This window comes from Streptomyces sp. NPDC008238, assembly GCF_042956445.1.
In the GTDB taxonomy this organism is placed as follows: domain Bacteria; phylum Actinomycetota; class Actinomycetes; order Streptomycetales; family Streptomycetaceae; genus Actinacidiphila.
In genome coordinates this window covers 45,510-70,541 of the sequence record NZ_JBIBGK010000035.1, presented here as the reverse complement: position 1 = coordinate 70,541, position 25,032 = coordinate 45,510, and the positions used below count along the sequence as shown (strand labels likewise).

Genomic DNA, 25,032 nt, shown 5'->3' with positions numbered 1-25,032 from the left:
CCACAGCCACCTCCACGATCAGATCCTGGAGACACCCTGCCGGGAGACCGATGGCCGATCAATTACCTGGTCGACCATCCGAGCCGAGCCACTAGGCGGGCGTGCCGGGCCCGGCGGGCGTGAAGCGCACCGGGAGGCGGCGCACACCGCGCATGAGCATGCCGGGGAGCCAGTCCAGCTTCGCCGGATCGGCGTCGAGGGCGAGTTCGGGGCAGCGCTCCAGGAGCGCGCGGACGGCGATGCGTCCTTCGAGGCGGGCGAGCGGGGCGCCGAGGCAGTAGTGCAGACCGTGCCCGAAGGCGACGTGCCCCCGGCTGTCGCGCCGGATGTCGAAGCGGTCCGCCTCGGCGAAGCGGCCGGGGTCGCGGTCGGCGGAGGCCAGTGCGACGAGGACGGGTTCGCGGGCCGGGATGACGGTGCCCGCGACGTCGACCGGTTCCGTCGTGAAGCGGAAGGTGGCGGTCTCGACGGGGCCGTCGTAGCGGAGCATCTCCTCCACGGCGCCGTCGATGAGGCTCATGTCGGCACGCAGCAGCGCCAGTTGGTCCGGATGGGTGAGCAGTGCGCGGACACCGTTGGAGATCAGGTTGACCGTGGTCTCGTGTCCGGCGATCAGCAGCAGGAAGGCCATGCCGCTGAGCTCGGGGCGCGAGAGCCGGTCGCCGTCCTCGGAGGTGGTGCGGATGAGGGCGCTCATCAGGTCGTCGCCGGGCGCGCAGCGCTTGTCCTCGATGAGTTCGTGGAGGTAGGCCGCGAGTTCCTCGAAGGCCCTGCGCTCGGCCTCGGGGCCGGTCGGTGCGACGACCTCGTTCGACCAGGTGCGGAAGGCCGCCCGGTCCAGGTCGGGCACCCCGAGGAGCTCGCAGATGACCGTGATCGGCAGCGGGTAGGCGAGCGCCTCGACGAGGTCGGCGGTGCCGTCCGGGCGGGCCAGCATCGTGTCGAGCAGGGCTGCGGTGATCTCCTCCACCCGCGGCGTCAGCTCCTCGACCCGGCGGCCGGTGAACTCGCGGGCCACCAGCTTGCGCAGCCGGGTGTGCTCGGGCGGGTCGGAGACGAGCATGTGGCGGCCGAGGAGTTCCTCGTCGTAGGAGGTCCAGCCCAGTGCGCGGGAGTCCTTGGCGAACCGGGTGTCGGCGAGCGCGGCCCGGGCCTGGTCGTGGCCGACGATCAGCCACAGCTCCCCGACGTCGGCGGTACGCACGCGGTGCACGGGCCCCTTCTCGCGGAGCCTGGCGTAGACGGGATAGGGATCGGCGGTGAACTCCTCGCCGTAGACCGTGAGATCGACCGTGTCCATGTACCGCACGGTAGCCCGGGGGTCCGTCGCGACACGTCACCCTGCGGGACGAGACACCCCGGACGGTCTCATCCGAAGGATTCAGCCGATCGTGGCGGCCCGCCAGGTCTCCGCGTCCGCCTCCAGGAGCGCGGCGAGGACGGCGGGGTCCGGGAGCGGCCCGTGGTCGGCGGCGACGCGCAGGGCCGAGGCCGCGGTCAGGTGACCGAGCCGCAAGGCACGCTGCACGGGCAGGTCCCGCAGCAGGCCGCTGAGGAAGCCGGCGGCGAAGGCGTCCCCGGCGCCGACCGGTTCCGCCACCCGGACGGTGAGGGCGGGCACGCTGTGGACGTCGCTCCCGGTGAAGGCCGTGGCGGCGCGGGAGCCGTCCTTGACGACGAGGATGCCGGGCCCGGGCAGCAGTTCGCGGACCGAGCGGGCGTCGGTGATGCCCTCCCCCCACAGGGCCTGCGCCTCGTCGAGGCCGACGAGGACGATGTCGGCCCGGTCGGCGAGCGGTCGCAGGACGTCGGCGGCGGAGCGGCCGGTCCACAGCGCGGGGCGGTGGTTGACGTCGAAGCTGACGGGCCAGGGGCGGTCGGGGCGCAGCGCCCGTTCGACGAGGGCGTGGCAGTCGGGCGACAGGGCGGGGGTGATGCCGCTGAGGTGGACGAGCGCGGCCCCGGTCAGTGCCGGGTCGTCGAGGACGTCCGGGGTGAGCGCCGAGGCCGCGGACCCCGCACGGTGGTAGTGGACGCGGGTGCCGTGCGCGCCCGGGTCCTTGAGCAGGAGCCCGGTGGGCCGCGCGGGGTCGGTGCGCACCCCGGAGACGTCGACGCCGCCCGCGGCGATCCGGGCGCGGACCCGCCGGCCGAAGGGGTCGTCGCCGACCGCGGAGACCCATCGGGCGGGGATGCCGTGGTCGGCGAGGTAGAGCGCGACGTTGGACTCGGCGCCCGCGACGTCGACGCGCAGCAGGTCCGCTGCGTCCAGCGGCCCGAGCGGGTCGGGGGCGAGGGCGGCCATGGTCTCGCCGACGCAGACCACGGGTCCGGGTCGCAGCGGCCGGGGGGTGCTCATGGTGGCTTCCTAGGGGGTGTCGGCGCGGTCCGCCGGGCGGTACGGTGCGGCCGGTGTGCCGGGCACGTCGACCCGGACGGCGAAGACGGCGCCGTCGAGCGGCCCCGGGGCCTCCAGACCGATGTGCGCGCTGGTGACGAGCAGGGTCCGGCCGTCGGGGCCGCCGAGGCAGAGCCCGGCGGGCTGTCCTGCGGGCAGGTCGACGATCCGGTCGAGGCTGCCGTCCGGGAGGTAGCGGTGGACCTGGCCGGTGCCCCAGACGGCGGTCCACAGCCCGCCCTCGCTGTCGGTGGTCATGCCGTCGGGGCTGCCGTCGGCGAGCGTGACGAAGGTGTCGGGCGTGCCGGGGTCGCCGCCGTCGGGGTCGACCGGATAGCGCCGGATGACGCCCCGGGCGCTGTCGGCGAGGTACATGACGGTGCCGTCGGCGGTGAAGGCCGGGCCGTTGGGGATCGTGATGTCCCGCAGCACGCGGGTCACCCGGCCGTCGGGGTCCAGGCGGTAGAGCGAGCCGGCGTCCTCGGTGGTGTCGTAGGCCATGCTGCCCGCCCAGAAGCGGCCGTGCGGGTCGGCGACGCCGTCGTTCATCCGCATCGGCACCGGGGCGTCGTCCTCGGGGCGGGCGAGCCATTCGGTCCGGCCCGCGGGGTCGATGCGGCAGATGCCGGTGCCCGCTGCCGCGACCCAGTGACCGGGCCGCCCCTCGACCGGCGCCACCGCGCCCAGCGGGCAGGGGAGTTGGGCGAGCAGGGTGTGGGGCGCATCGGGGTCTTCGGAAGCGGCCAGCAGCCGCCCGCTGAGGATGTCGGTGAGCACGGCGCGACCGTCCGTCCAGCGGATTCCCTCGCCGAGTTCGAGGCGGTCGCTGCCCAGGACGGCCGGGGGCGGCACGGTGGCGGTCACGGGCGGGCCTGCGCACGGACGACGTCCAGGAAGGTGCGGGCGCGTTCGCGCAGGGCGGTGACGCTGCCGCCCTCGGCGGCGTCACCGATCAGGGGCGATCCGACGCCGACGGCGACGGCGCCGCCGTCCAGGTATGTCGCGGCGGCCTGCGCGTCCACGCCCCCGACGGGCACGAAGGGCAGGTCGGGGAAGGGTCCGCGCAGGTCCCGGAGGTAGCCGGGGCCGCCCGCGCTGCCCGCCGGGAAGAGCTTGAGAGCGTCGGCGCCGAGCCGCAGCGCCTGGAGGATGTCGGTGGGGGTCATCACCCCGGCGAGCACCGGGAGTCCGAGTTCCCGTCCGGTGGAGATGCCGTCGCTGACCGCGGGGGTGACGAGGAAGGTGGCACCGGCCTTGTGGGCGGCCCGTGCGTCGTCGGCGCCGAGCACGGTTCCGGCCCCGAGGGTCGCGTCCGGGCCGAGTGCGGTGCGCGCCCGGGCGATGACGTCGAGCGCGTCACGTCCGCTGAGGGACACCTCGATGAGGCTGATCCCCTCCTCGACGAGGGTGAGCACGGTGGTCAGCGCGGCGTCCGGGTCGCTGCCGCGGACGATGGCGAGCAGCCGGTGGGCACGCAGCGCGGCGAGCAGGTCCATCCGACATCCCTTCTGGTGATGGTGTTCAGGGGCGGCGGGTCGCGGTGACCGTGAGCCGCCAGGCGACCTCGCCGGAGGGCGGGACGACGACCGTGTCGCCGTCGTCCGCCCCGGTGCGGTCGAAGACCCGGCCGAGCATCGGCTCGACGCCGATCGACCGGTACGGCGCGTCCTGGGGGAAGCCACCGAGGTTGCGCCACAGGGCGACCGCGACGGGACTGCCCCCGGCCTCGACGGCCAGGTGCAGCGCGTCGGGGCCGTCGTGCACGGTCACCCCCGGGGTGAGGACGACGGCGCCGACGGCCGTGCCGTCGTCAGGGCCGAGCCGGTCGAGGGGGATGCCCTCGACGTGCGGCCAGGCGCCGGTGACCCAGCCCGGGCCCTCGTCGGGGTAGAGCCGGGTCTCGGTGCCCGCGTCGATGCCGATCCACGCGTCCGGGGAGAGCTCCAGCAGGGCGTGGGCGGCCCACACGAAGCGGTAGCCGGGCTCGGCGGTGAGCCTGTAGGCGGCGACGGCGGCGCCCGCCTCCGTGCTCAGACGCCGGGTCAGCCGGAAGCCGGGGCAGTCCACGACGTCCGCGGCCGGCTCCCGGCGCCAGGGCCGCGACCAGGCGTCCCCGTGGTCGGGCAGGCCGCGCACGGTGGGCACGCACTCCTCCAGGCCGCCGGCGTCGGCGAAGGGGTCGCCGGGCCGGACCAGGGGCCGCCGGGGCTCGGCGCGGTGCCAGAGCCATTCGCGGCCGCCCGCCGTCAGCGAGGTCCAGCGGCCGCCGTGCTCCGGGTCGGTGACCACCGAGACGGGGAGCCGGTCGCCGGTCACCATTCGGCGAAGGAGCCGTCGGCGTGGCGCCACACCGGGTTGCGCCAGGCGTGGCCGGACCGGTCCGCGGCGCGGACCGCGTCCTCGTCGATCGCGACGCCGAGCCCGGGCAGTTCGGTGCGGCGGGCCTGGCCGTCGACGAACCGGAAGGGCTCGGTGTCGACCAGGTAGGACAGCAGGTCGGCGTCCTTGTTGTAGTGGATGCCCCGGCTCTGCTCCTGGATCAGGAAGTTCGGGGTGGCGAAGGCGACCTGCAGGCTCGCGGCCAGCGCGATCGGTCCGAGCGGGCAGTGCGGCGCCAGGTGCGCGCCGAACGTCTCGGCGAGCGAGGCGATCCGGGTGACCTCCGATATCCCGCCGGCGTGCGACAGGTCCGGCTGGGCCACGGCGATGCCCGCGGTCAGGGCCGGCAGGAAGTCGGCCCGCCCGTAAAGCCGTTCACCGGTGGCGAGCGGCACGGAGGAGGCCGCGACCAGGCCCGGCAGCAGGTGCGCCTGCTCGGGCAGGACGGGTTCCTCGACGAACAGCGGGTGCAGCGGGGCTATCTCGTGCAGCACGCGGCGCGCGTTGGCGGCGGTGAACCGTCCGTGGAAGTCGACGGCGACGTCCCGGTGCGGGCCGAGCGCCTCGCGGGCAGCCGTGACGCGTTCCACGACGGCGGCCGTCTCGGCGGGGCTGCCGAGCGGCGGGGTACGCCCGGCGGCGTTCATCTTGACGGCCGTGAAGCCCGCCTCCACCTGGGCGGTGATCTCCTCCTTGAGCCGGTCCGGCTCGTCGCCGCCGACCCAGGCGTACACCCGGACCGAGTCGCGGACGGGGCCGCCGAGCAGGGTGTGCACCGGTACTCCGAGGGCCTTGCCCGCGATGTCCCACAGGGCCTGGTCGATGCCGGCCACGGCGCTGGAGAGCACGGGGCCGCCCCGGTAGAAGCCGCCCTTGCTGAGCACCTGCCAGTGGTCCTGGATCCGCAGGGGGTCCTGCCCCACCAGGTGTTCGGCGAGCACCTCCACGGCGGTCCGCACCACTTCGGCGCGGCCCTCCACCACCGGCTCGCCCCAGCCGACGACGCCGTCGTCGGTCTCGATGCGGCAGAACAGCCAGCGGGGCGGGACGAGGAAGGTCTCGACGCGCGCGATCTTCACTGTGCCTGGCCGTCCTTCTGTTCGTCGGAGCCGTCCGCGCCCTCGGGCGCCTGCGGGCCGCTCACCTTGTCGAGGTCACGCGTCGCCTGGTCGAGCAGGGCGCGCATGGCGTGTTCCGCCGCGTCCGGGTCCCGGTCGCGTACGGCGTCGAGGACGGCGCGGTGGCTGGGCACCGGGTCCTCGCTGTGCGGGGCGCTGTGCACGAGCTGGTCGCGTTGGGCCAGGCCCGACTCGATGACCATCTCCATGCGTTCCAGCAGTTCGTTGTGGGTGGCCGCGAGCAGCGCCCGGTGGAAGGCGAGGTCGGCCTCGACGGCGTGGTTGGCGCCGCCCTCCTCGCCCATGGCGGTCAGCGCCGCCTCCAGCTCCTCCAGGTCGGCGTCGGTGCGGCGGGCGGCGGCCAGCCGCACGGCGGCGGGTTCGATGATCCCGCGGACCTCGCCGAGGTTGCGCAGCAGTGCCAGGTCGGCGCCGGTGCCGCTGCCCTCGGAGAACTGCCAGCGCAGCACGTCGGCGTCGAGCAGGTTCCAGTCCGAGCGGGGCCGGACGAAGGTGCCGCGCTTCTGCCGGGCGTCGACCATGCCCTTGGCCGCGAGCACCTTCAGCGATTCGCGCAGGGCCGTCAGGCTGACGTCCAGCTCACTCTGCAGGGCCGCCATGTCGAGCGTCGCTCCCTCGGGGATCTCGCCGCTGAGCACTCGGCGGGCGAGGGTCTCCACGGTCTGGCCGTGCACTCCGCGGCGCGCGTATGGCGTCATGTGTTTGCCTTTCTTGCTGTTCGGTCGGTGGCCGGTGCGTTCGGTTCCGTCAGGCCGAGGCCTTGGTGACGCTCCAGCCGCCGTCCACGAGCAGGCTCGATCCGGTGATGTACGAGGCTTCGTCGGCGGCGAGGAAGGCGACGGCGGCGGCGACCTCCTCGGGGGTGCCGAACCGGCGCGCCGCGGTCTCGGCCACGCTCGCGGCGCGGTCGGACTCCGGGACGCGGTCCCAGGCGGCGGTCAGGATCGGCCCCGGCAGCACCGCGTTGACGCGGACGTCCGGACCGTACTCGACGGCGAGTTGACCGCACAGCGACAGCAGGGCGCCCTTGGCGGCCGCGTACGCCGGGTGGCCGGGGATGCCCCGGTGGGCGTGGACCGAGGAGACGAGCACCACGGCTCCCCCGTGCTCGCGCAGGTCGGGCAGCATCGCCTTCACGCCGAGGAAGGCGCCGGTGAGGTTCACCGACAGCTGCCGTTCCCAGGAGGCGAGGCTGGTCTCGTGGGCCGGCGCGACCGTCACCGTGTACGCGTTGCTGACCAGGACGCCCACGGGCCCGAAGCCGTGGGCGGCCGTGACCACCCGCTGCCAGTCGTCCTCGTCCGCGACGTCGGCGGCGACGAACAGGGCCCGGGCCCCGTCCTTGCGCAGCCGTTCGGCGGTCTCCTCGCCCCGGTCGGCGGCGATGTCGACGAGGACGACGGCCGCGCCCTCGGCGGCGAGGCGTGCCGCGCTCGCCGCGCCGATGCCCGACGCGGCGCCGGTGACGACGGCGACGCGGTTGGTGAAGCGGGCCGTTGGGTTCATGGGGTGGGTCGTCTCCTGTCGGTGGGTCAGCTGGGTGCAGATTCTTCCGCTGTCGTCACTGCCGGGCCAGGACGGTCAACTCCGCGTCGTAATCGGCGGTCCAGGCGAACGGCAGTCCTGAGTGGAGCAGGTACGCGCCGCTGTAGCGGGTCCCGGTGGCGGTGTCGGCGTAGACGGCGTCGGGGGCGAGGCCGCGCAGCCGGAGCCGGGCGGCCCGGCCGGGCACCAGGGGCGCGCCGTCGAGGAGGCCGGTGTTCCAGGCCGTCACCACCAGGCGGTCACCGCCCGGTTCCTCGTACTGGACGCCGCAGGTCGGGTCGGCGGGGCTGCCCAGCAGGTGGACCTCGCCGTGGTGGACGACGTCGCGGACCTCCTTGTAGCGGGCGATCCACCGGGCGGCCTCGGCCCGCTGCTCTGGCGTCCAGTGCCGGATGTCGGCGCCGATGCCGAGCACGCCGGCGGCGGAGTTGACGAAGCGGAAGGCGAGCGAGCGCGGCCGCGGGTCGAAGACGCCGGGGGCGTCGGTGACCCAGGAGCTCATGGTGTGCGGGGCGTGCGCGTGGAGGTATCCGTACTGGATGCGCAGCCGGTCCATGGGCGCGGTGTTGTCGCTGGGCCACACCACGTCGGTGCGCGCGATGGTGGCGTGCTCGACGCGTCCGCCGCCGCCCGCGCAGCCCTCGACGGTGACGTGCGGGTGCGCGGCGCGCAGGTGGTCCAGGACGCGGAGGTAGCCGGCGATGTGCGCGGCGTCGAGGTCCTGGCGCTCGGGGTCCGCGCCCGCCGGGTGGCCGGGGCGGCCGCGCTCGGTGGGCGGACGGTTCATGTCCCACTTGAGATAGCTGATGGCGTGTGAGTTCAGCAACCGGTCGAGGGTGCCGATGACGAATTCCTGGACGTCCTCGCGGCCGAGGTCGAGCAGCAGTTGGTTGCGCACGAGCGTCGCCGGGCGGCCGTCGATCCGGTACACCCACTCGGGGTGCTCGGCGTAGAGCCTGGAGCGGGGGCTGATGCCCTCGGGCTCGACCCACAGGCCGAAGTCCAGGCCGAGGGCGCGGACGTCCTCGACGAAGCGGTCGAAGCCGCCGGGGAATTCGGCCGGGTCCGGGTCCCAGTCGCCGAGGCCGCCGGTGTCGTCGGGCCGTCCGGTGAACCAGCCGTCGTCGACGACGAAGAGTTCGGCGCCGAGCTCGGCGGCGACCTTGGCCAGCTCCAGCTGGTTCCCCGCGTCGACGTCGAAGCCGGTGGCCTCCCACGAGTTGTAGAGGACCTGGCGGGGCCGGTCCATGCGCCCGCCGGTCAGGTGCCGCTCGTAGCGGTGCCAGACGCGGGCCAGGCCGTCGAGGCCGTCGGCGCTGAAGGCGCAGGCCAGCCGGGGCGTGACGAGGGACTCGCCGGGGGCGAGGCGGACGGCGCCCTCGTGGGGCACGCGTCCGGCGCGGACGCGTACCGCGCCGCCGGGCTCGGCGTCCGCGGTGATCCGCCAGTTGCCGGACCACTCCAGGGCGATGCCGTAGGTGGGGGTGGCGCCCTCGGCGGGGGCGGCGGCGTCCTGGACGGCGAGCCACGGGTGGTATGCGTGCCCGGCGGAGCCCTGGGTGCTCTCCATCTCGAAGCGCCCGCGCTCCAGCGTGACGTCCTTCAGCTGGAACTCCTGGGACCACTGGCCGGCCAGGTAGGTCAGCCGTGCGCCGCCCTGGACGGGCACGTTGACGGCGGCGGAGTCGAAGCGCTCGAGCCGCACCTCGTCCTCGCCGGTGCAGGTGAGTTCCGTCCAGCGCAGGACGACGTCGGTGCCCGGCACCGTCTCGTAGTGCAGCGTGGTGCGCAGTCCGAGGAGGTCGTCGGCGAAGTCCAGGCGCAGGGCCCGGTCGCCGTCCTGCGTGGCGCCGTCGAACCGCCACCAGCTGCCGCGGTCGCCGCCGGGGCGGGAGGCGATCAGGTCGGCGCCCGTGAACGGCCGCAGCCCGTACGGGATGTACTCGGCCGGGGCGGCGTCGGCGGGGGTGATGAAGTGGGTGCGGCGCGACCAGTCCAGGGGCGAGGGTCCGTCCTCGGCGCCGTGCGGCCCCCAGGCGGCGAGTTCGGCCCAGCGGCCGTCGCCGCCCAGGGTGACGGCGTAGGTGGTGGTGTCGGTGCGCAGCAGCCACCGGTCGTGCGCGGTCACTTGACGGCTCCGAGGTTGAGTCCGGCCACGAAGTGGCGCTGGAAGCTGAGGAAGACGGCCACCGTCGGGGCGGCGGCGATCACCGAACCGGCCGCGATGACGTTCCACATCGAGACGTACTGGCCCTGCAGCCCGATGAGCGACGCGGTGATGGGCATCTGGCTGTCGGTGCGCAGCACCGTGATGGCCCACAGCAGGTCGTTGAAGATCCAGGTGAACGACAGGGCGCTCAGCGCGGCCAGCGCGGGGCGGGCCAGCGGCAGGATGATCCGCCAGTAGATCTGCCAGGGGCCCGCGCCGTCGATGACGGCGGCCTGCTGGATCTCGCTGGGGATCGACCGCATGAACCCGTGCAGTACGAAGACGTAGAAGCCGACGCCAAAGCCGACCTGCACCCCGATCAGGGCGTAGAGCTGGTCGTAGATGCCGAGCACTTCGCTGAGCTTGGAGACCGGGATCAGCAGGATCTGCGGGGGCAGCAGGTTGCCGCCGAGCATGAGCAGCAGCAGGACGCGCCGGAAGGGCAGGTCGTAGCGGCTGATCGCGAAGGCGGCCATGGAGGCCAGGCCGAGCGACAGCAGGACGGTGGGGATCGTGACCAGCAGGCTGTTGATGAGGGCGCGCTGCTGGCCGCCGTCCACCCACGCCTGGCGGAAGCTGTCGAAGGTGAAGGAGTGCGGCCAGCTGCCGACGCCGTGCGCGGCGATGTCGTCGAAGGTCCGCGTGCTGGTGACCAGGACGAGAACGATCGGCAGCAGCCACAGCGCGGACAGCAGGACCGCGGTGAAGTGGAAGCCGGTGGTGCGCAGGGCGCGGCCGCTCAGGAGCGGCCGGCGGGGCGTCGCGGCCGGGGCCTCGGCGGCCTTGCCGTCGCGGCCGGCGGGGTCCTCGACCCGTGCCGTGGCGTGGGTGGCGGTCATCAGTCGGCCTCCCGGAAGGCGCGCACGAGGTAGCTCGCGATGACGCCGAAGGCCAGCACGAAGATGACGACGGCGAGCGCGGAGCCGTATCCCAGGCGCAGGGACTGGAACGCGGTGGAGTACATGTAGGTGCTCAGCAGTTCGGAGGAGTGGTACGGGCCGCCGCGGGTGAGCGCCCACACCACGTCGAACGAGCGCAGCGAGTCGATGATGATCACCGACAGGACGACCGCGTTGACGCTGCGCAGCTGGGGCAGCGTGATGTGCCGGAACTGCTGCCAGCGGGTGGCGCCGTCGACCTTGGCCGCCTCGTACAGGACGGGGTCGATGCCCTTGAGGCCGGCCAGGTACAGCACCATCACGTAGCCGACCTGGCGCCAGAGCGCGGGCACGATCACCGCGTAGAAGGCGGTGTCCTGGTCGGCGAGCCAGGCGTGCTTCAAGCTGCCGAGGCCGACGCCCTCCAGCACGTTGTTGATCAGGCCGTCCGGCTGGTACATGGCCTGCCACACCAGCGCGGTGGCGACCAGCGAGAAGACCACCGGCAGGAAGAGCGCCGCCCGGTAGAACCCGACGCCGCGCCGCTCCTGCTGGAGCAGCAGCGCGGCACCGAGTCCCAGGGCGGCGGAGAGCCCGCCGAAGAGCAGCAGCCACAGCACCGTGTTGACGGCGGCGGTGCGGAAGACCGGGTCGTGCACCATCTCGCTGAAGTTGTCGAGTCCGACGAACTTCGGGGCGGCCAGCCCGTCCCAGGAGGTCAGGGAGAGGTAGAACCCCTGGATGGCCGGCCAGAAGACCCAGAACGCCTCGGCGAGCAGCGGGACGAGGACGAAGGCCAGGACCACCGGGGGCACCCGGGTGGCCCTGGACCGACGTGTGGAACCGAGCAGCGCCATCGTCACTGGCTCCAGATCTTCTGTGCGCTGCGCTGCCACGTGGTGAGGATGGAGCCGATCTCCTTGGGCTTGGCCAGGTAGTGCACCAGCGCGGTGTCGGCGGTCGGCTGGAGGGCGTCGCTGGAGTCGCGGTTGAAGAACTGCGTCACCTCGGCGGCGCCCTCGATGAGCTTGCGGCCCTTGACCACCAGCGGGGTGCCGGCGTCCTTGGCGTCCGGGTGGGTGGGCAGCGCGGTGCCCGAGGAGTTCTTGAGGTAGAGCTCCTGCGCCTCGGCGGTGGCGAGGTAGCTGAGCAGCTCCTTGACGCCGTCGGTGCGCTTGCTGCGGGCGCTGGCGAAGTACCCGTCGGTGGGCGCCTCCTCGGCGACCGGCACCTTGGGGTCGATGATCGGGAACTGGAAGAAGTCCAGGTCGCCCAGGGCGTCCTTCGGCGCGGCGTCGGCGAAGAAGGTGCCGATCAGCATCATGCCGGTGCGGCCCTGCAGGAGGGCGGTGGTGGCGTCCTGGAAGGGTATCGCCGTGCCGTTGGGGTCAAAGAACGGCCGGGCCTGGTCCCAGGTGTCGAAGACCTTGCGGACCTCGGGGTCGTCGAACCGGTGCTTGCCCGCCAGCAGCTCGCGGTGGTAGGTCGCGCCGTTGACGCGGATGTTGAGGTAGTCGAACCAGGCGGAGGCGACCCACGGGGTGTCGCCGCCGGCGCCGAGGCCGATCGGGGCGACGCCCTTGCTCTTGAGCTTGTCGCACAGGTCGAGGAACTCGTCCCAGTTCTTCGGCTCCTGGACGCCCCACTTGGCGAAGTTGGACTTCCGGTAGAACATGCCCCACCAGTAGTAGCTGGTGGGTACGAAGACCTTCTTGCCGCTGGAGGCCGAGGTGCACAGGTTCTTCAGGGCGTCGGTGTAGCCGGACAGCTCGGGCTTGCCCCAGATGTCGTCCAGGTCGAGCAGCAGGTCCTTCTTGGCGTACGACTCGGCGACGGAGCCCGGGTACCAGGTGTAGATGTCCGGCGGGTTGGCCGAGGTGAGGTACGTCGGCAGCTGCGTGCGGAAGGTCTCCGACGCGACGGTGTTGAGCTCGGCCTCGGCGCCGCCGCGCTTGTTGAAGGCGGCCACGAGCTGCTGCATCGAGGTCTTCGCCTGCGGGGAGGAGAGGTTGGACTGCAGGGTCACCGGGCCGCCGGACTTTCCTCCGGAGGCGGACGGGCTCTGGGTGACGCAGCTGCTGAGCAGCGCGCCGGCGCCGACGGCGCCGGAGACGGCGAGGAACCGGCGGCGGCTGGCGTTGAAGGCGGTCATCTGTGCACTCCCTTAGTGCCCACGGAACGGAGCTGAGGCCCCCTGACGGCCCGGCTCTGGGTGCGGCAGGCACACAGCCTGTCGCAGGGGTCAGCGTCCCGTCAAGATTAATTACTAATTTATTTTCCGGACGTTGCACCCCGGGTCGAACACGGCCCGGAGGCACGCCTGTTGGTGCCGGACGGCACGGGTTGACGCAGGTGGAACGGGGTGAAGCAGGGTGGAGCGGGGGGTGTTGCGAGACGCGGCGCGAGGGTCGCGCCGGACTCAGAGCGCGGCCTGGTGGCCCCGTCCGCCCCACTCACGGAAGGTGGCGAACGCACCGCTTTCGCCGTGCCGCGGCACGCCCCGGCCGGCCGCGTCCGCGCGATGCGAAGCCATGGGGTTCTCCCGGGAGTTGGGGGTACGGGACACCCCGCTCCGGTCGTGCCGGGCGTCGGTGCCACGGCGGAAACTGTGGCCGCACCCCGGAAGCGTGTCAATATTAATTGCTAATTAACTTAAAAACGCGATCTTCTGGTGACCTGACCGCATCGCCGCACCGCACGCCACAGGCTTCCGCCGGCTTCCGTAGGATTGCCGCGATGCACCGCCCCCGACTGGTCGCCACCGATCTCGACGGCACGCTCCTGCGCGACGACGGCACCCCCTCCGCCCGCACGCTGGACGCCTTGCGCGCCACGGCCGGCGCGGGCGCGGAGGTCGTCCTCGTGACCGCCCGGCCGCACCGCTACCTCGACGCGCTCGCCGCGGCCACCGGCTTGACCGGGACCGCGGTGTGCTCCAACGGCGCGATGGTGTACGACGTCGGCAGCCGCACCGTCACGGACTCCAGCCCGCTCGCCGTCCCCGTCGCGCGGCGGGTGGCCGCCGCCCTGCGGGAGGCGGCACCCGGCGCCGGCTTCGCCGTGGAGACGGGCCACTATCTGCACTGGGCACCGGGGTACGGCCACCACCTGCCGGAGGACGCGCACGCCGAGCTCCCCGTGCGCTCGCTCGACGAACTGTGGACGGTGCCGGGCCCCGTCGTGAAGCTGCTCGCCTGGTCACCCGCGCTCGACGCGGACGCGTTGCTCGCCGTGGCGCAGCGCGCCGCGGACGGCGCGGCCCAGTTCACCCACTCCGGCGGCCGCGGCCTGCTGGAGGTCAGCGCCCGCGGCGTCACCAAGGCCGCCGCGCTGTCGGCCCTGTGCGCGACGCGGGGCATCCTCGCCGAGGAGGTCGTCGCCTTCGGCGACATGCCCAACGACCTGCCCGTCCTGACCTGGGCGGGCACCGCCTACGCCGTCGCCAACGCCCACCCGTCCGTGCTGGCCGCGGTCCCCCACCGCACAACCTCCAACGAGGACGACGGCGTGGCCCGCGTCCTGGAGCGCCTCTTCGGGACGCGGTCAGGCACTCCCTGACACACCGAAGGGGCGGCGCCCGGTGGGACCTGCCGGGCGCCGCCCCGAGGGCGGTGGAGCGGGCCGCGTCAGCAGCCGTAGTCGATCAGGTCGAACGTCACGTAGTGGTCGCCGGTGTAGTAGTCCTCGTCGGCGCCCTGTCCGGTGACGATCCGTCGTGCGCCGCGGGTCGAGGAGCCGGGGGTCTTGACCGTGTACTCGTGGTAGTAGCCGTTCGCGTGGGCGGGCAGCACGCCCTCGCGGTTCTGGAAGACCGTCCCGTCCTGGGGGTACGGGAACGGGCCGCCCTGGTCGATCAGCCGGAGCGTGGTGTAGGCCTGCGACGGCAGGTCGGAGTAGCAGATGTCGCCGACCGAGGCCGCCGAAGCGGCCTGCACGGAGACCGTGGCCGCGGTGGCGGGTGCCGGCGCGGCGGTGGCGACGGCGGGGCCGCCGACGAGAAGGGCCGAGGCGAGGGCGCCCAGGGCGCCGATGCGAAGGATCCGTGGGGGGATTCTCATGGCTCCAGGATGACGCGCGTAGAGCCTGTCATGTCAACGACAATCACGGGATGTTCCCCGGGAGTTCACACCTTGCGGTCCGGGTCAGTCCGTGCCGCCCGAGCCCTCCGCCGCCTCGCGCAGGGCCTCCAGGACCGGGCGCAGCAGGGGGTGCTCCTCGGCGCCGCGGCGGACGGCGGCGAACACGCGGCGGGTGGCGACCACGTCGTCGACGGGGCGGACGGCGACGCCGGACAGGTCCATGTCGCGCAACGCGCTGCGCGGTACGAGGGCCACGCCCGCGCCCGCCGCCGCGAGGGCGACGACGGCGCGGAAGTCGTCGGAGGAGTGCTCCAGGCGGGGCTGGAAACCGGCGTACTCGCAGGCGAGGACGACCACGTCGTGGCAGGGGTTGCCGGGGTAGGGGCCGATCCAGGTCTCGTCGGCGAGGTCGGCGACGCGGACGGAACCGGTCGCGGCGTCAGCGAGGCGGTGCCCGGCCGGAAGGACGGCGTCGAAGGGCTCGGCGTACAGCGGGACGCGGGCGAGCCGCTGGTCGTCCGCACGGGGGGCGCCGCGGTACTCGACGGCGACGGCGATCTCGGCGCGGCCGTCGAGCACCATGGGCAGCGACTCGTCGCCCTCGGCGTCGCGGACCCGGACGCGGATGCCCGGGGCGGTGCCGCCGAGCGCGGCGATGGCCGGGGCGAGCACCAGGGCGATGCCGGTCGCGAAGGAGGCCACGGTCACCTCGCCGGCGGCGCCGGAGGTGTAGGCGGCCAGTTCGGCCTCGGCGCGTTCCAGCTGCGCCAGCACCGTGTTGGCATGGGCGAGCAGGATCTCGCCGACGGGGGTGAGCTGGACGCCGCGGCCGCCGCGTTCCAGCAGCCGGTGGCCGGTCTCGTGCTCCAGGGCCGCGAGCTGCTGGGAGACCGCGGAGGGGGTCAGGTACAGCGCCGCGGCCGCGGCGGTCACCGTACGGTGGTCCGCCACGGCCCGCAGGGTCCGCAGCCGTCGTGCGTCAATCACCCATTCATCCTGCCAGGGCATCGCGCGCGGCGATGAATGCGTCCACCGCCTTCTCGACGTCCGCGGTGGAGTGCGCGGCCGACAGCTGGACCCGGATGCGGGCCTTGCCGTGCGGCACGACGGGGTAGGAGAAGCCGATGACGTAGACGCCGCGCTCCAGCAGCAGCTCCGCCATGCGGCCCGCCTTCGCGGCGTCGCCGATCATGACCGGGGCGATGGGGTGCTCGCCGGGCAGGATCTCGAAGCCGGCCTCGGTCATGCGGGAGCGGAAGAGCGCGGTGTTCTCGGCGAGGCGGGTGCGCAGGTCCTCGGAGTCCTCGATCAGGTCCAGGACCTTGAGGGAGGCGGCGGCGATGACCGGCGCGAGGGAGTTGGAGAACAGGTACGGGCGCGAGCGCTGGCGCAGCAGGGCGACGATCTCCGCGCGGGCCGCGACGTAGCCGCCGGAGGCGCCGCCGAGGGCCTTGCCGAGGGTGCCGGTGAGGATGTCGACCCGGTCCATCACGCCGTGCAGGGCGTGGGTGCCGCGGCCGCCGGGGCCGGTGAAGCCGACGGCGTGGGAGTCGTCGACCATCACCATGGCGTCGTAGCGGTCGGCGAGGTCGCAGATCTCGTCGAGCGGCGCGATGTAGCCGTCCATCGAGAAGACGCCGTCGGTGACGATGAGGCGGCGGCGGGCGTCGGACGCCTCCTTCAGGCGCGCCTCCAGCTCGGCCATGTCGCGGTTGGCGTAGCGCAGGCGGCGGGCCTTGGACAGCCGGATGCCGTCGATGATGCTGGCGTGGTTGAGCGCGTCGGAGATGACCGCGTCGTTCTCGTCGAGGAGGGTCTCGAAGACGCCGCCGTTGGCGTCGAAGCAGGAGCTGTAGAGGACCGTGTCCTCGGTGCCGAGGAAGGCGGACAGCCGGGCCTCGAGCTCCTTGTGGACCTCCTGGGTGCCGCAGATGAAGCGGACCGACGCCATGCCGTAGCCCCAGCGGTCCAGGGCCTCCTTGGCGGCGGCGGTGACCTCGGGGTGGTCGGCGAGCCCGAGGTAGTTGTTGGCGCAGAAGTTGAGGACGTCGCCGGGGACGCCGCCTGCGGTGACGGAGACGGAGGCGCTCTGCGGGCTGCCGATCACGCGCTCGGGCTTGAAGAGCCCGGCCTCGCGGATCTCTTCGAGGGTGCCGCGCAGGTCGTCGCGGACGGAGTCGAACATCGGGGTTCTCCCTGGGAGGCTGCGGGTGGTGCGGTGGGCCGTGCCGCGGGGGCGGGGCCGGGAGGGGTCAGGAGGTCCAGTCGAGGACGACCTTGCCGCAGCGGCCGCTCGCGGCGTCGTCGAAGGCGGCGTCGAAGTCGCGGTAGGAGTAGCGGCCGGTAACCACGGGGGCGATGTCGAGGCCGCCCTCCAGCAGCACGGACATGGCGTACCAGGTCTCGAACATCTCGCGGCCGTAGATGCCCTTGATGGTGATCATCGACGTGACGATCTTGGCGAAGTCCACGGAGAAGTCCTCCGAGGGCAGGCCGAGCATCGCGATGCGGCCGCCGTTCGTCATGTTGGCGATCATCTCGCGCATGGCCTCTGGGCGGCCGGACATCTCCAGGCCGATGTCGAAGCCCTCGCGCAGGCCCAGCTCGCGCTGGCCGTCGGCGATGGTGGTCTCGCCCACGTTGAGGGCGAGGCTGACACCGACCTTGCGGGCCAGGTCCAGGCGGTACTCGCTGACGTCGGTGATGACGACGTGGCGCGCGCCGGCGTGCTTGGCGACGGCGGCGGCCATGATGCCGATCGGGCCGGCGCCGGTGATCAGCACGTCCTCGCCGACCAGGGGGAAGGACAGCGCGGTGTGCACGGCGTTGCCGAAGGGGTCGAAGATGGCCGCTGTGTCGAGGTCGACGGCGACCCGGTGGACCCACACGTTGGACGCGGGCAGCGCGACGTACTCGGCGAAGGCGCCGTCGCGGCCGACCCCGAGGCCGATCGTGTTGCGGCACAGGTGGCGGCGGCCGGCCAGGCAGTTGCGGCACTTGCCGCAGACGAGGTGGCCCTCGCCGCTGACGAGGTCGCCGGTCTTGATCTCGGAGACGTCGGAGCCGACGGCGGCGACCTCGCCGACGAACTCGTGTCCGAGCACGAGCGGGGTGGCCACGGCCTGCTGGGCCCAGCCGTCCCAGGCACGGATGTGCAGGTCGGTGCCGCAGATCCCGGTCCGCAGCACCTTGATGAGGACGTCCCCGGGACCGATCTCCGGCTCCGGGACGTCCCGCAGCCACAGGCCGGGCGCGGCCTTCTCCTTCACCAGTGCCTTCACTCTTGCAACTCCTGCCGGCAGACGATGTGGCCCGGCCCGCGCGGGGGGACGCGGACCGGGCACGAGGGGAGCCCGGGCGGAGCGAGGGCGCCCGTCTGCGCCTGCTCGCGCGTTGCGCCGGGCAGACAGCAATCTGCCCGGCTTCGAGCGTTCGGTCCATCGATCTTTTCTTAAGCTCGGCAACAGCGCAGCTTCACGCTCGGCCGGAAGGGCGACGCGGACCGCCGCCGCACCGGCGCCGGGGCCGCTCAGCGCGGGGCGAGCGCGGCCAGCTGCGCGGTGATCGTGTCGGTGTCCTGGAAGCTCAGCCCGAGGCGGGCGACGTGCTTCCAGCGCACGATGCCCTCCGCGTCCACGATGAAGACCGAGCGCTTGAGGCCGAGCCCCGGCATGGTGATGCCGTAGGCCTTGGCGACCGTGCGCTCGGTGTCGGCGAGCAGCGGGAAGCGCAGGTCGCGCTTGCGGGCGAACCGCTCGTGGCTGTCGAGGTCGCTGAAGTTGATGCCCCAGACCGTCGCCCCGAGGTCGCGGAAGCGGTCCAGGTCGGAGGTGTACGAGCAGAGCTGCTTGGTGCACACCGCCGTGTCGTCCCCGGGGTAGAAGGCGAGCACGACGGGGGCGCCGCGCTGCGCGGACAGGGAGTACGCGCCGCGCTCGGAACCCGGTCCGTCGAGCAGGACGCCCGGGAGGGTGAAGTCGGGGGCGGGGGTGCCGGTCTCGGGCACGGGCATGGGGGGTCCTCTCACGGGGGCGGGCCCGGCGGCTGCGCGCCGGGGCCCGGGGGTGGGGTGTACGGGGTTCTTCCTGCTGTCCGGGTGCCCGGACTGCAGGCAGACGACGATACAGAACGTTCGTTCTTGCCGGGACGCTACGCGGTGCCGTCCGCTACCGTCAAGGACATGAGTGCCCCTCCCGCCGTTCCCCTCGTCACGTACGCCGCCGCGGACGCGCCGCCGCGTGACCGCATCCTGGCCACCGCGGCCCGGCTGTTCTACACCGAGGGCATCCACGCGGTGGGCATGGACCGGATCGTCACGGAGGCGTCCACGACCAGGGCGACGCTCTACCGGCACTTCCTCGGCAAGGAGCAGCTCGTCCTGAGCTACATCCAGGCCACCGACGAGCAGATCCGCGCCTTCACCACGGCCGCGCTCACGGGGCTGGGCGCGAGGGAGGCCCTGCTCGGGGTGGCCGGCGCGCTCGGCGACCAGCTGTGCTCGCCGGGTTTCCGCGGCTGTCCGTTCCTCAACGCGGCCGCGGAGTACCCGGACCCGGCCGACCCCGTCTCGCGCGCGATCGTGGCCCACCGGGACTGGCTGCGGGGGCTGGTCGCCGGGCTGCTCGCGGAGGCGGGCGACCCGGAGGCCGCCGAGGACGCGGCGACGCTGATGCTGCTGCGCGACGGCGCGATGATGACCGCCGCCCTCGGCGACGCGGACGCGGTGCGGGCGTCGCTGGAGCGGGCCGTACGGCGCGTGCTGGGGACCGCCGGCGTGCTGTGAGGGCGGCCCTGCCGCACAGCCCGTGACGCCGGCCTGACCACCTACGGTCGGGACCCCGCAGGGAGTGGGCCCGCCCGCCGGCGGCCCGGCTCCGCACGGGGCCGGCAGCGGCGTTCGGGCGGGGTGACGCGCGGCTCGGCGTCAGCCGGCGTGGGTGGAGAACAAGCCGCCGGTGGGGCCCTGCTTGTCGCCGCCCTGGGCCTTCTTCAGGGCGTTCGCCAGCCCCTCGATGGTCATGGACTGCAGGATGACGCGGCCGTTGCCCTCCAGGGTCGCCAGCGACAGCCCCTCGCCGCCGAAGACGGCGTTCATGATGCCCTGCCGGTTGAGCCCGCCGATGCGCTGCACGCCGTAGCGGACGCCGTCCTCGAAGGCGACGATGCAGCCGGTGTCGACCTCGATGCGCCCGCCGAAGTCGGCGGGGTTGAGGTCGATGAAGTTGCCCGCGCCCGCGATGATCACCGTGCCGCGGCCGGTGAACTTCTCGAGGATGAAGCCCTCGCCGCCGCTCATGCCGCTGCGGCCGCCCTGGAAGGCGATGCCGAAGTCGACGCTCGACTCGGCGGCCACGAAAGCGTCCTTCTCCGCGTACCAGGCGCGCGACCCGTCCAGCTCCAGGGCGCGCATCTCGCCGGGCAGGACGCCCGCGAAGCCGACGGTGCCCTCGCCGCCGCTCGCGGTGAAGTACTGGAAGGCGATGCTCTCGCCCGCCAGCATCCGCTGGCCGACCTGCATGGCCGTGCCCATCGCCTGGCGGAACATGCCGCCCATGCCGCCGCCCGCGCCTGCCTGCGCGTCGCGCTGGGCGCCGGGGCCGGCCAGCCGGGTGTCCATGCTCACGTTGCTGGTCTTGAACAGGAACTTGCCCGCCTCGCAGTAGACGGTCTGGCCGGGCTGGAGCGTGCACACGGCCATCTGCATGGCGTTGCCGACGATCTGCTGCTGGAGGGTCACTGCGGTGCTCCGGGTGGTCTCGGGATGTTCTCGCTCAGACTGATGTACCCGACAACGAACGACCCGGACGATTCGGTTCCGCCTGCTCCTCCGACCGTGCCGCGGGGGCGGGCGGACGGCCGCCGGCGTCGAGGAAGCGGGCCAGCGGCAGGGTGGCGGCGCCGACCGTGACCGCGTCCGTCCCGAGGCGGCCCAGCTCGATGGAGGTCTGGGCGCAGGGGTGGTGCAGCGCGTACGCGGCGGTGGCCTCGCGGACGGCGTCCAGCAGCAGGGGGCCGATCATGAGGCCGGTCCAGCCGGACAGCACGATGCGCTCGGGGTTGAAGAGGTTGACGAGGTCGGCGATGCCGGCGCCGAGGTACTCGGCGGTCTCGTCGAGCAGCGCGACGGCGGTGGCGTCGCCGGCCGCGGCGGCGTCGAGGAGGGCGGCGATCGCGGACTCCTCGCTGACCCCGGTGGGCGCGTTCCAGCGTTCGATGAGCGCCTCGGCGCCCACGTAGGCCTCCAGGCAGCCGCGGGCGCCGCAGCGGCAGCGCCGTCCGCCGACCTGGAGGGTGGTGTGGCCCCACTCCCCCGCGCTGCTGCTGGCGCCCCGGTACGGCTTGCCGTCGGCGACCACGCAGGCGCCGACTCCGGAGCCGAGCAGGGCGATCACCGCGTTCCGGGCGCCGCGGCCGGCGCCGAACCACATCTCGGCCTGGCCGAGGGTCTTGGCGCCGTTGTCGATGTGCAGCGGCAGCGCGGTGCCCTCGGCGAGCAGCGCGCCCAGGGGGACGGCGTCCCAGCCGATGGTCTGGCCGTGGACGACCGCGCCGGCGCCGGAGGTGCCCTGTTCGACGATGCCGGGTACGCCGATGCCGACGCCGAGCACGAGGGCGGGGTCGACCCGGGTGTCCTCCAGGACGACGGACAGGGCGTCGAGGATGAGCTGGACGACGAGGGTGACGTCGTGGCCGCTGTCGGCCAGCGGGCGGTCGGTGGAGGAGAGTTCGGTGAGGGCGAGGTCGAAGAGGGTGACGCGGACGCGGGTCTCGCCGACGTCGACGCCGATGAGGAAGCCGTGCCGGGGGGCGACCTTGAGCATGACGCGGGGGCGGCCGCCGTCGGACTCGACGGAGCCGGCCTCCTCGACGACGCCGTCGGCGATGAGCTCGGCCACGACGTTGCTGATGGAACCTGTGCTCAGTCCGGTGTCCCTGGCCAACTCCTGACGGCTGAGGGGTCCCTCGAAGTACAGGTGACGCAAGAGCGCCGAACGGTTGCCCCGCCGCAGGTCGCGTACGGTCCGCTTGCCTCGGTCTGCCATGGTGCTCCCTCCCCGGCTGAATCTATCGCTGCGCCAAGTCTTGACGCCAGCTTTTCTCAGACGTTAAATCACGCCTTGAATTAAGGCGTGACGTTCTTCACTTCCCGAAGGCACCCACCCTGGAGAGGGATCCCCGGTCATGCACATCACCCGTACCACGGCCGCCGCGGCGCTCGCGGCCGCGCTCATCGCCTCCGCCACCGCGTGCGGCGGCGGCTCCTCGACCGACGGCGGCGGAAACGGCAGCCCCAAGGAGCTCACCTACTGGGCCAGCAACCAGGGCGCCAGCCTCGAAGCCGACAAGGCGACCCTGACACCCGAGCTGGAGAAGTTCGAGAAGCAGACCGGGATCAAGGTCAAGCTCGAGGTCATCCCTTGGTCCGACCTGCTCAACCGGATCCTCGCCGCGGCCACCTCCGGCCAGGGCCCCGACGTCCTCAACATCGGCAACACCTGGTCCGCCTCGCTGCAGGCCACCGGCGCCCTCCGCCCCTTCGACGCCAAGGCGTTCGAGGCCATCGGCGGCAAGGACCGCTTCGTCTCCTCCGCCCTGGGCGCCACGGGCGCCGAGGGCAAGGACCCGGCCGCGGTGCCGCTGTACTCGCTGGCCTACGGCCTGTACTACAACAAGAAGATGTTCGCCGACGCAGGCATAGCCAACCCGCCCGCCACCTGGGACGAGCTCGTCGCCGACGGCAAGAAGCTCACCAAGGGCGGCAAGTACGGCCTCGCCGTCGAGGGCGGCAACCTCTCCGAGAACGTCCACCACGCCTTCGTCTTCGGCAAGCAGCACGGCGCCGACTTCTTCGACGCCGCCGGCAAGCCGACCTTCACCACGCCCGAGGCGGTCGCGGCCGTCAAGCAGTACATCGACTTCATCGCCAAGGACAAGATCGCGGCCCCCGGCAACGCCGAGTACGCCGCCAACCAGTCCGTCGCCGACTTCGCCACCGGCAAGGCCGCCATGCTGCTGTGGCAGGCCGCCGGCTCCTCGCTGAAGTCCCACGGCATGAAGCCCGAGGACTACGGCGTCGCCCAGGTGCCGTTCCAGGCCGCGGGCGCCTCCGGCGACACCGCCGTGAACTCGATGGTCGCGGGCATCAACCTGGCGGTCTTCAAGAAGACCGACAACGTCGACGGCGCCCTGAAGTTCGTGAAGTTCATGACCAGCGACGACGAGCAGAAGCTCCTCAACAGCACCTACGGCTCGCTCCCGCCGGTCAAGGCCGCCCAGTCCGACCCGGCCTTCGCCACCCCGGACCTGAAGGTCCTCGCGGACGCGCTCGCCAAGAGCGCGGCGCCGCTGCCGCAGGTCGCCAACGAGAGCCAGTTCGAGACCGCCGTCGGCACCGCGATGAAGGACCTGTTCGCCGACGCCGCCGCCGGCAAGCCGGTCACCACCGACAGCGTCAAGGCCGCCCTCGAAAAGGCCCAGCAGCAGATGCCGGCGTCGTGAGCGTGAAGGAACCGATGACCGCCACCGTGCCGCCCGTCCGGCACAGCTCCAAGACGCCTTCCCCCGGCGGCCGGCGGGCCGCCGGGGGGAGGGCCCCGCTGTCGCGGCTGCGCCTGCCGGCGCGGCTGCGGCGCGCGTCGCTCCCGTACGTCCTGCTGCTCCCGGCCCTCGCGCTGGAACTGCTCATCCACCTGGTGCCGATGGTCGTCGGCGTCGTGATGAGCTTCAAGGAGCTCACCCAGTTCTTCATCAGCGACTGGTCGGCCGCCCCCTGGAAGGGCCTGGACAACTACCGCGTCGCGGTGGACTTCAACGCGCCGGTCGGCGAGGACCTGCTCAAGTCCTTCCTCGTCACCTGCGAGTTCACCGTGCTGGCGGTCGGGCTGTCCTGGCTGTTCGGCACCGCCGCCGCGATCCTGATGCAGGACGCCTTCCGCGGCCGCGGGCTGCTGCGCGCGGTCTTCCTCGTGCCGTACGCGCTGCCGGTCTACGCGGCGGTGATCACCTGGTCGTTCATGTTCCAGCGGGACACCGGCATGATCAACCACGTCATCCACGACCAACTGCACCTCACCGACGGCCGGCCCTTCTGGCTGATCGGCGACAACAGCTTCTTCGCGCTGGTGACGGTGTCGGTGTGGCGGCAGTGGCCGTTCGCGTTCCTGTGCCTGATGGCCGGTCTGCAGAACATCCCGCGCGAGCTGTACGAGGCCGCGGCGATGGACGGCGCCGGGATCTGGCAGCAGATCCGCAGGATCACCCTGCCGTCGCTGCGCCCGGTCAACCAGGTGCTGGTGCTGGTGCTGTTCCTGTGGACGTTCAACGACTTCAACACGCCCTACGTGCTGTTCGGGCGGGCGGCGCCGGACGCCGCCGACCTGATCTCCATCCACATCTACCAGTCGTCCTTCGTGACCTGGAACTTCGGCTCCGGCTCGGCGATGTCCGTGCTCCTGCTGCTGTTCCTGCTCGTCGTGACGGTGCTCTACCTGCTCGCCACCTCCCTGAGGAGGAAGGATGTCTGACGTCCGCAGCCCCATGGCCGCGCCGCGCTCCTTCGTGTGGACCCGGCGGATCGTGCTGACCGTGCTGACGGCCTTCGCGCTGGCGCCGGTGTTCGTCATGGTCGTCTCGTCGCTGAAGCCGCTGCAGGACGTCCAGGGCCCGTTCCGCTGGTTCCCCAGCGGCTTCACCCTGCGCCCGTACGCGGACATCTGGCACACCGTGCCGCTCGCCCGGTACTTCGTGAACTCGCTGGTCGTGGCGGGCGGGGCGACGCTCTGCTCGGTCGTGGTGGCGGTCTTCGCGGCGTACGCGGTCAGCCGCTACGAGTTCAAGGGGCGCCGCTTCTTCTCGGTGACGATCCTGTCCACCCAGATGTTCCCCGGCATCCTCTTCCTGCTGCCGCTCTTCCTGATCTTCGTCAACCTCGGGAACGCGACGGGCATCGCCCTGTACGGCAGCCGCGGCGGCCTGATCCTGACCTACCTCACCTTCTCGCTCCCCTTCTCCATCTGGATGCTGGCGGGCTACTTCGACTCGATCCCCCGGGACCTGGACGAGGCCGCCATGGTCGACGGATGCGGGCCGCTGGGCGCGCTGTTCCGGGTGGTCGTCCCGGCCGCCGTGCCCGGGATCGTCGCGGTCTGCGTGTACGCCTTCATGACGGCCTGGGGCGAGGTGCTGTTCGCCTCCGTCATGACCAACGACACCACCCGCACGCTCGCCGTCGGACTGCAGGGCTACGCCACGCAGACCGACGTGTACTGGAACCAGGTCATGGCCGCCTCGCTCGTGGTCAGCGTGCCCGTCGTCGCCGGGTTCCTGCTCCTGCAGCGCTACCTCGTCGCCGGGCTGACCGCCGGCGCCGTCAAGTGAGCCCCACCGCCCCTCAGTCTCCACCGAA

24 protein-coding genes are annotated in these 25,032 nt (G+C 72.7%); 5 read left to right on the top strand and 19 right to left on the bottom strand.

Translation table 11 applies throughout. From position 1 onward, the window contains the following. Window positions 1-91: 91 nt before the first annotated feature. The 12 genes from ACFZAU_RS37795 to ACFZAU_RS37740 all read right to left on the bottom strand — a co-directional run bounded on the left by ACFZAU_RS37795 (window position 92) and on the right by ACFZAU_RS37740 (window position 12,700). A complete protein-coding gene (locus ACFZAU_RS37795; RefSeq protein WP_500555965.1) occupies window positions 92-1,300 on the bottom strand; it encodes a cytochrome P450 family protein in 1,209 nt (402 codons plus the stop codon). An 81-nt stretch (window positions 1,301-1,381) separates the two neighbouring features. Continuing rightward, a complete protein-coding gene (locus tag ACFZAU_RS37790) occupies window positions 1,382-2,359 on the bottom strand; it encodes a sugar kinase (protein WP_500555964.1) in 978 nt (325 codons plus the stop codon). A gap of 9 nt (window positions 2,360-2,368) precedes the next feature. Continuing rightward, window positions 2,369-3,262 carry an SMP-30/gluconolactonase/LRE family protein gene (locus ACFZAU_RS37785; RefSeq protein ID WP_500555963.1) on the bottom strand — a complete coding sequence of 298 codons (894 nt, stop codon included), beginning with the start codon at window positions 3,260-3,262 and terminating at the stop codon, window positions 2,369-2,371. Beyond that, window positions 3,259-3,894 (bottom strand): bifunctional 4-hydroxy-2-oxoglutarate aldolase/2-dehydro-3-deoxy-phosphogluconate aldolase, encoded by a 636-nt coding sequence (locus ACFZAU_RS37780; protein ID WP_500555962.1) that lies wholly within the window; start codon window positions 3,892-3,894, stop codon window positions 3,259-3,261. Before ACFZAU_RS37780 ends, ACFZAU_RS37785 begins: the two co-directional genes overlap by 4 nt. 25 nt (window positions 3,895-3,919) lie before the next feature. Then, entirely contained in the window at window positions 3,920-4,717 is a 798-nt protein-coding gene (locus tag ACFZAU_RS37775; protein ID WP_500555961.1) for a hypothetical protein, read from the bottom strand. After that, a complete protein-coding gene (gene dgoD / locus ACFZAU_RS37770) occupies window positions 4,711-5,856 on the bottom strand; it encodes a galactonate dehydratase (protein WP_499601459.1) in 1,146 nt (381 codons plus the stop codon). The genes ACFZAU_RS37775 and dgoD overlap by 7 nt, the downstream gene beginning before the upstream one ends. Further along, entirely contained in the window at window positions 5,853-6,614 is a 762-nt protein-coding gene (locus ACFZAU_RS37765) for a FadR/GntR family transcriptional regulator (RefSeq protein ID WP_500460479.1), read from the bottom strand. The genes dgoD and ACFZAU_RS37765 overlap by 4 nt, the downstream gene beginning before the upstream one ends. A gap of 49 nt (window positions 6,615-6,663) precedes the next feature. Continuing rightward, a complete protein-coding gene (locus ACFZAU_RS37760) occupies window positions 6,664-7,422 on the bottom strand; it encodes an SDR family NAD(P)-dependent oxidoreductase (RefSeq protein WP_500555960.1) in 759 nt (252 codons plus the stop codon). A gap of 55 nt (window positions 7,423-7,477) precedes the next feature. Beyond that, entirely contained in the window at window positions 7,478-9,589 is a 2,112-nt protein-coding gene (locus ACFZAU_RS37755) for an alpha-galactosidase (RefSeq protein WP_500555959.1), read from the bottom strand. Beyond that, window positions 9,586-10,509, bottom strand: coding sequence for a carbohydrate ABC transporter permease (locus ACFZAU_RS37750; RefSeq protein WP_500555958.1), 924 nt, complete (start codon window positions 10,507-10,509; stop codon window positions 9,586-9,588). The genes ACFZAU_RS37755 and ACFZAU_RS37750 overlap by 4 nt, the downstream gene beginning before the upstream one ends. Then, window positions 10,509-11,405, bottom strand: a complete 897-nt coding sequence (locus ACFZAU_RS37745; RefSeq protein ID WP_499601993.1) for a carbohydrate ABC transporter permease — start codon at window positions 11,403-11,405, stop codon at window positions 10,509-10,511. The genes ACFZAU_RS37750 and ACFZAU_RS37745 overlap by 1 nt, the downstream gene beginning before the upstream one ends. A 2-nt stretch (window positions 11,406-11,407) precedes the next feature. Continuing rightward, the gene (locus ACFZAU_RS37740) at window positions 11,408-12,700 is read right to left on the bottom strand and encodes an ABC transporter substrate-binding protein (protein WP_500555957.1); all 1,293 of its coding nucleotides are present in this window, start codon (window positions 12,698-12,700) and stop codon (window positions 11,408-11,410) included. A 584-nt stretch (window positions 12,701-13,284) separates the two neighbouring features. Here ACFZAU_RS37740 and ACFZAU_RS37735 point away from each other — a divergent pair. Beyond that, on the top strand, window positions 13,285-14,106 hold the full coding sequence (locus ACFZAU_RS37735) for an HAD family hydrolase (protein ID WP_500555956.1): 822 nt from the start codon (window positions 13,285-13,287) through the stop codon (window positions 14,104-14,106). Between the two features lie 68 nt (window positions 14,107-14,174). On the opposite strand, the gene ACFZAU_RS37730 is transcribed toward ACFZAU_RS37735, so the two are convergent. The 5 genes from ACFZAU_RS37730 to ACFZAU_RS37710 form a co-directional block, all read right to left on the bottom strand. After that, window positions 14,175-14,606 carry a guanyl-specific ribonuclease gene (locus ACFZAU_RS37730; RefSeq protein ID WP_500555955.1) on the bottom strand — a complete coding sequence of 144 codons (432 nt, stop codon included), beginning with the start codon at window positions 14,604-14,606 and terminating at the stop codon, window positions 14,175-14,177. A gap of 84 nt (window positions 14,607-14,690) precedes the next feature. Beyond that, entirely contained in the window at window positions 14,691-15,614 is a 924-nt protein-coding gene (locus ACFZAU_RS37725) for a LysR family transcriptional regulator (RefSeq protein WP_500555954.1), read from the bottom strand. Between the two features lie 4 nt (window positions 15,615-15,618). Continuing rightward, entirely contained in the window at window positions 15,619-16,812 is a 1,194-nt protein-coding gene (locus ACFZAU_RS37720; RefSeq protein WP_500555953.1) for a glycine C-acetyltransferase, read from the bottom strand. 67 nt (window positions 16,813-16,879) lie between these two features. After that, on the bottom strand, window positions 16,880-17,908 hold the full coding sequence (gene tdh, locus ACFZAU_RS37715; protein ID WP_499601474.1) for an L-threonine 3-dehydrogenase: 1,029 nt from the start codon (window positions 17,906-17,908) through the stop codon (window positions 16,880-16,882). Window positions 17,909-18,156: 248 nt separating this feature from the next. Further along, a complete protein-coding gene (locus ACFZAU_RS37710; RefSeq protein ID WP_500555952.1) occupies window positions 18,157-18,639 on the bottom strand; it encodes a peroxiredoxin in 483 nt (160 codons plus the stop codon). Window positions 18,640-18,807: 168 nt separating this feature from the next. Between ACFZAU_RS37710 and ACFZAU_RS37705 the strand changes: the two genes are divergently transcribed. Then, window positions 18,808-19,410, top strand: a complete 603-nt coding sequence (locus ACFZAU_RS37705) for a TetR/AcrR family transcriptional regulator (RefSeq protein ID WP_500555951.1) — start codon at window positions 18,808-18,810, stop codon at window positions 19,408-19,410. 141 nt (window positions 19,411-19,551) lie between these two features. On the opposite strand, the gene ACFZAU_RS37700 is transcribed toward ACFZAU_RS37705, so the two are convergent. After that, entirely contained in the window at window positions 19,552-20,364 is an 813-nt protein-coding gene (locus ACFZAU_RS37700; protein WP_500460463.1) for an AIM24 family protein, read from the bottom strand. A 34-nt stretch (window positions 20,365-20,398) separates the two neighbouring features. Further along, complete coding sequence (locus ACFZAU_RS37695) at window positions 20,399-21,670, bottom strand: ROK family transcriptional regulator (protein ID WP_500555950.1); 1,272 nt, start codon at window positions 21,668-21,670, stop codon at window positions 20,399-20,401. Between the two features lie 139 nt (window positions 21,671-21,809). Here ACFZAU_RS37695 and ACFZAU_RS37690 point away from each other — a divergent pair, with 139 nt between their 5' ends. From ACFZAU_RS37690 to ACFZAU_RS37680, 3 genes are read left to right on the top strand one after another with little or no spacing between them, the layout of a single operon-like run. Then, complete coding sequence (locus ACFZAU_RS37690) at window positions 21,810-23,126, top strand: ABC transporter substrate-binding protein (RefSeq protein ID WP_500555949.1); 1,317 nt, start codon at window positions 21,810-21,812, stop codon at window positions 23,124-23,126. 14 nt (window positions 23,127-23,140) lie between these two features. Beyond that, complete coding sequence (locus ACFZAU_RS37685; RefSeq protein WP_499601994.1) at window positions 23,141-24,151, top strand: carbohydrate ABC transporter permease; 1,011 nt, start codon at window positions 23,141-23,143, stop codon at window positions 24,149-24,151. After that, a complete protein-coding gene (locus ACFZAU_RS37680; protein WP_499601483.1) occupies window positions 24,144-25,004 on the top strand; it encodes a carbohydrate ABC transporter permease in 861 nt (286 codons plus the stop codon). Before ACFZAU_RS37685 ends, ACFZAU_RS37680 begins: the two co-directional genes overlap by 8 nt. Window positions 25,005-25,032 lie beyond the last annotated feature (28 nt).

Excerpts from the sequence above, each read along its gene's own strand:
- ACFZAU_RS37695 (WP_500555950.1), bottom strand. The coding sequence starts at position 21,670 with ATGGCAGACCGAGGCAAGCGGACCGTACGCGACCTGCGGCGGGGCAAC.
- ACFZAU_RS37690 (WP_500555949.1), top strand. The coding sequence starts at position 21,810 with ATGCACATCACCCGTACCACGGCCGCCGCGGCGCTCGCGGCCGCGCTC.
- ACFZAU_RS37730 (WP_500555955.1), bottom strand. The coding sequence starts at position 14,606 with ATGAGAATCCCCCCACGGATCCTTCGCATCGGCGCCCTGGGCGCCCTC.
- ACFZAU_RS37710 (WP_500555952.1), bottom strand. The coding sequence starts at position 18,639 with ATGCCCGTGCCCGAGACCGGCACCCCCGCCCCCGACTTCACCCTCCCG.
- ACFZAU_RS37740 (WP_500555957.1), bottom strand. The coding sequence starts at position 12,700 with ATGACCGCCTTCAACGCCAGCCGCCGCCGGTTCCTCGCCGTCTCCGGC.
- ACFZAU_RS37735 (WP_500555956.1), top strand. The coding sequence starts at position 13,285 with ATGCACCGCCCCCGACTGGTCGCCACCGATCTCGACGGCACGCTCCTG.
- ACFZAU_RS37790 (WP_500555964.1), bottom strand. The coding sequence starts at position 2,359 with ATGAGCACCCCCCGGCCGCTGCGACCCGGACCCGTGGTCTGCGTCGGC.
- ACFZAU_RS37750 (WP_500555958.1), bottom strand. The coding sequence starts at position 10,509 with ATGACCGCCACCCACGCCACGGCACGGGTCGAGGACCCCGCCGGCCGC.
- ACFZAU_RS37745 (WP_499601993.1), bottom strand. The coding sequence starts at position 11,405 with ATGGCGCTGCTCGGTTCCACACGTCGGTCCAGGGCCACCCGGGTGCCC.
- ACFZAU_RS37780 (WP_500555962.1), bottom strand. The coding sequence starts at position 3,894 with ATGGACCTGCTCGCCGCGCTGCGTGCCCACCGGCTGCTCGCCATCGTC.
- ACFZAU_RS37765 (WP_500460479.1), bottom strand. The coding sequence starts at position 6,614 with ATGACGCCATACGCGCGCCGCGGAGTGCACGGCCAGACCGTGGAGACC.
- ACFZAU_RS37720 (WP_500555953.1), bottom strand. The coding sequence starts at position 16,812 with ATGTTCGACTCCGTCCGCGACGACCTGCGCGGCACCCTCGAAGAGATC.
- ACFZAU_RS37795 (WP_500555965.1), bottom strand. The coding sequence starts at position 1,300 with ATGGACACGGTCGATCTCACGGTCTACGGCGAGGAGTTCACCGCCGAT.
- ACFZAU_RS37775 (WP_500555961.1), bottom strand. The coding sequence starts at position 4,717 with ATGGTGACCGGCGACCGGCTCCCCGTCTCGGTGGTCACCGACCCGGAG.
- ACFZAU_RS37680 (WP_499601483.1), top strand. The coding sequence starts at position 24,144 with ATGTCTGACGTCCGCAGCCCCATGGCCGCGCCGCGCTCCTTCGTGTGG.
- ACFZAU_RS37685 (WP_499601994.1), top strand. The coding sequence starts at position 23,141 with ATGACCGCCACCGTGCCGCCCGTCCGGCACAGCTCCAAGACGCCTTCC.
- ACFZAU_RS37760 (WP_500555960.1), bottom strand. The coding sequence starts at position 7,422 with ATGAACCCAACGGCCCGCTTCACCAACCGCGTCGCCGTCGTCACCGGC.
- ACFZAU_RS37705 (WP_500555951.1), top strand. The coding sequence starts at position 18,808 with ATGAGTGCCCCTCCCGCCGTTCCCCTCGTCACGTACGCCGCCGCGGAC.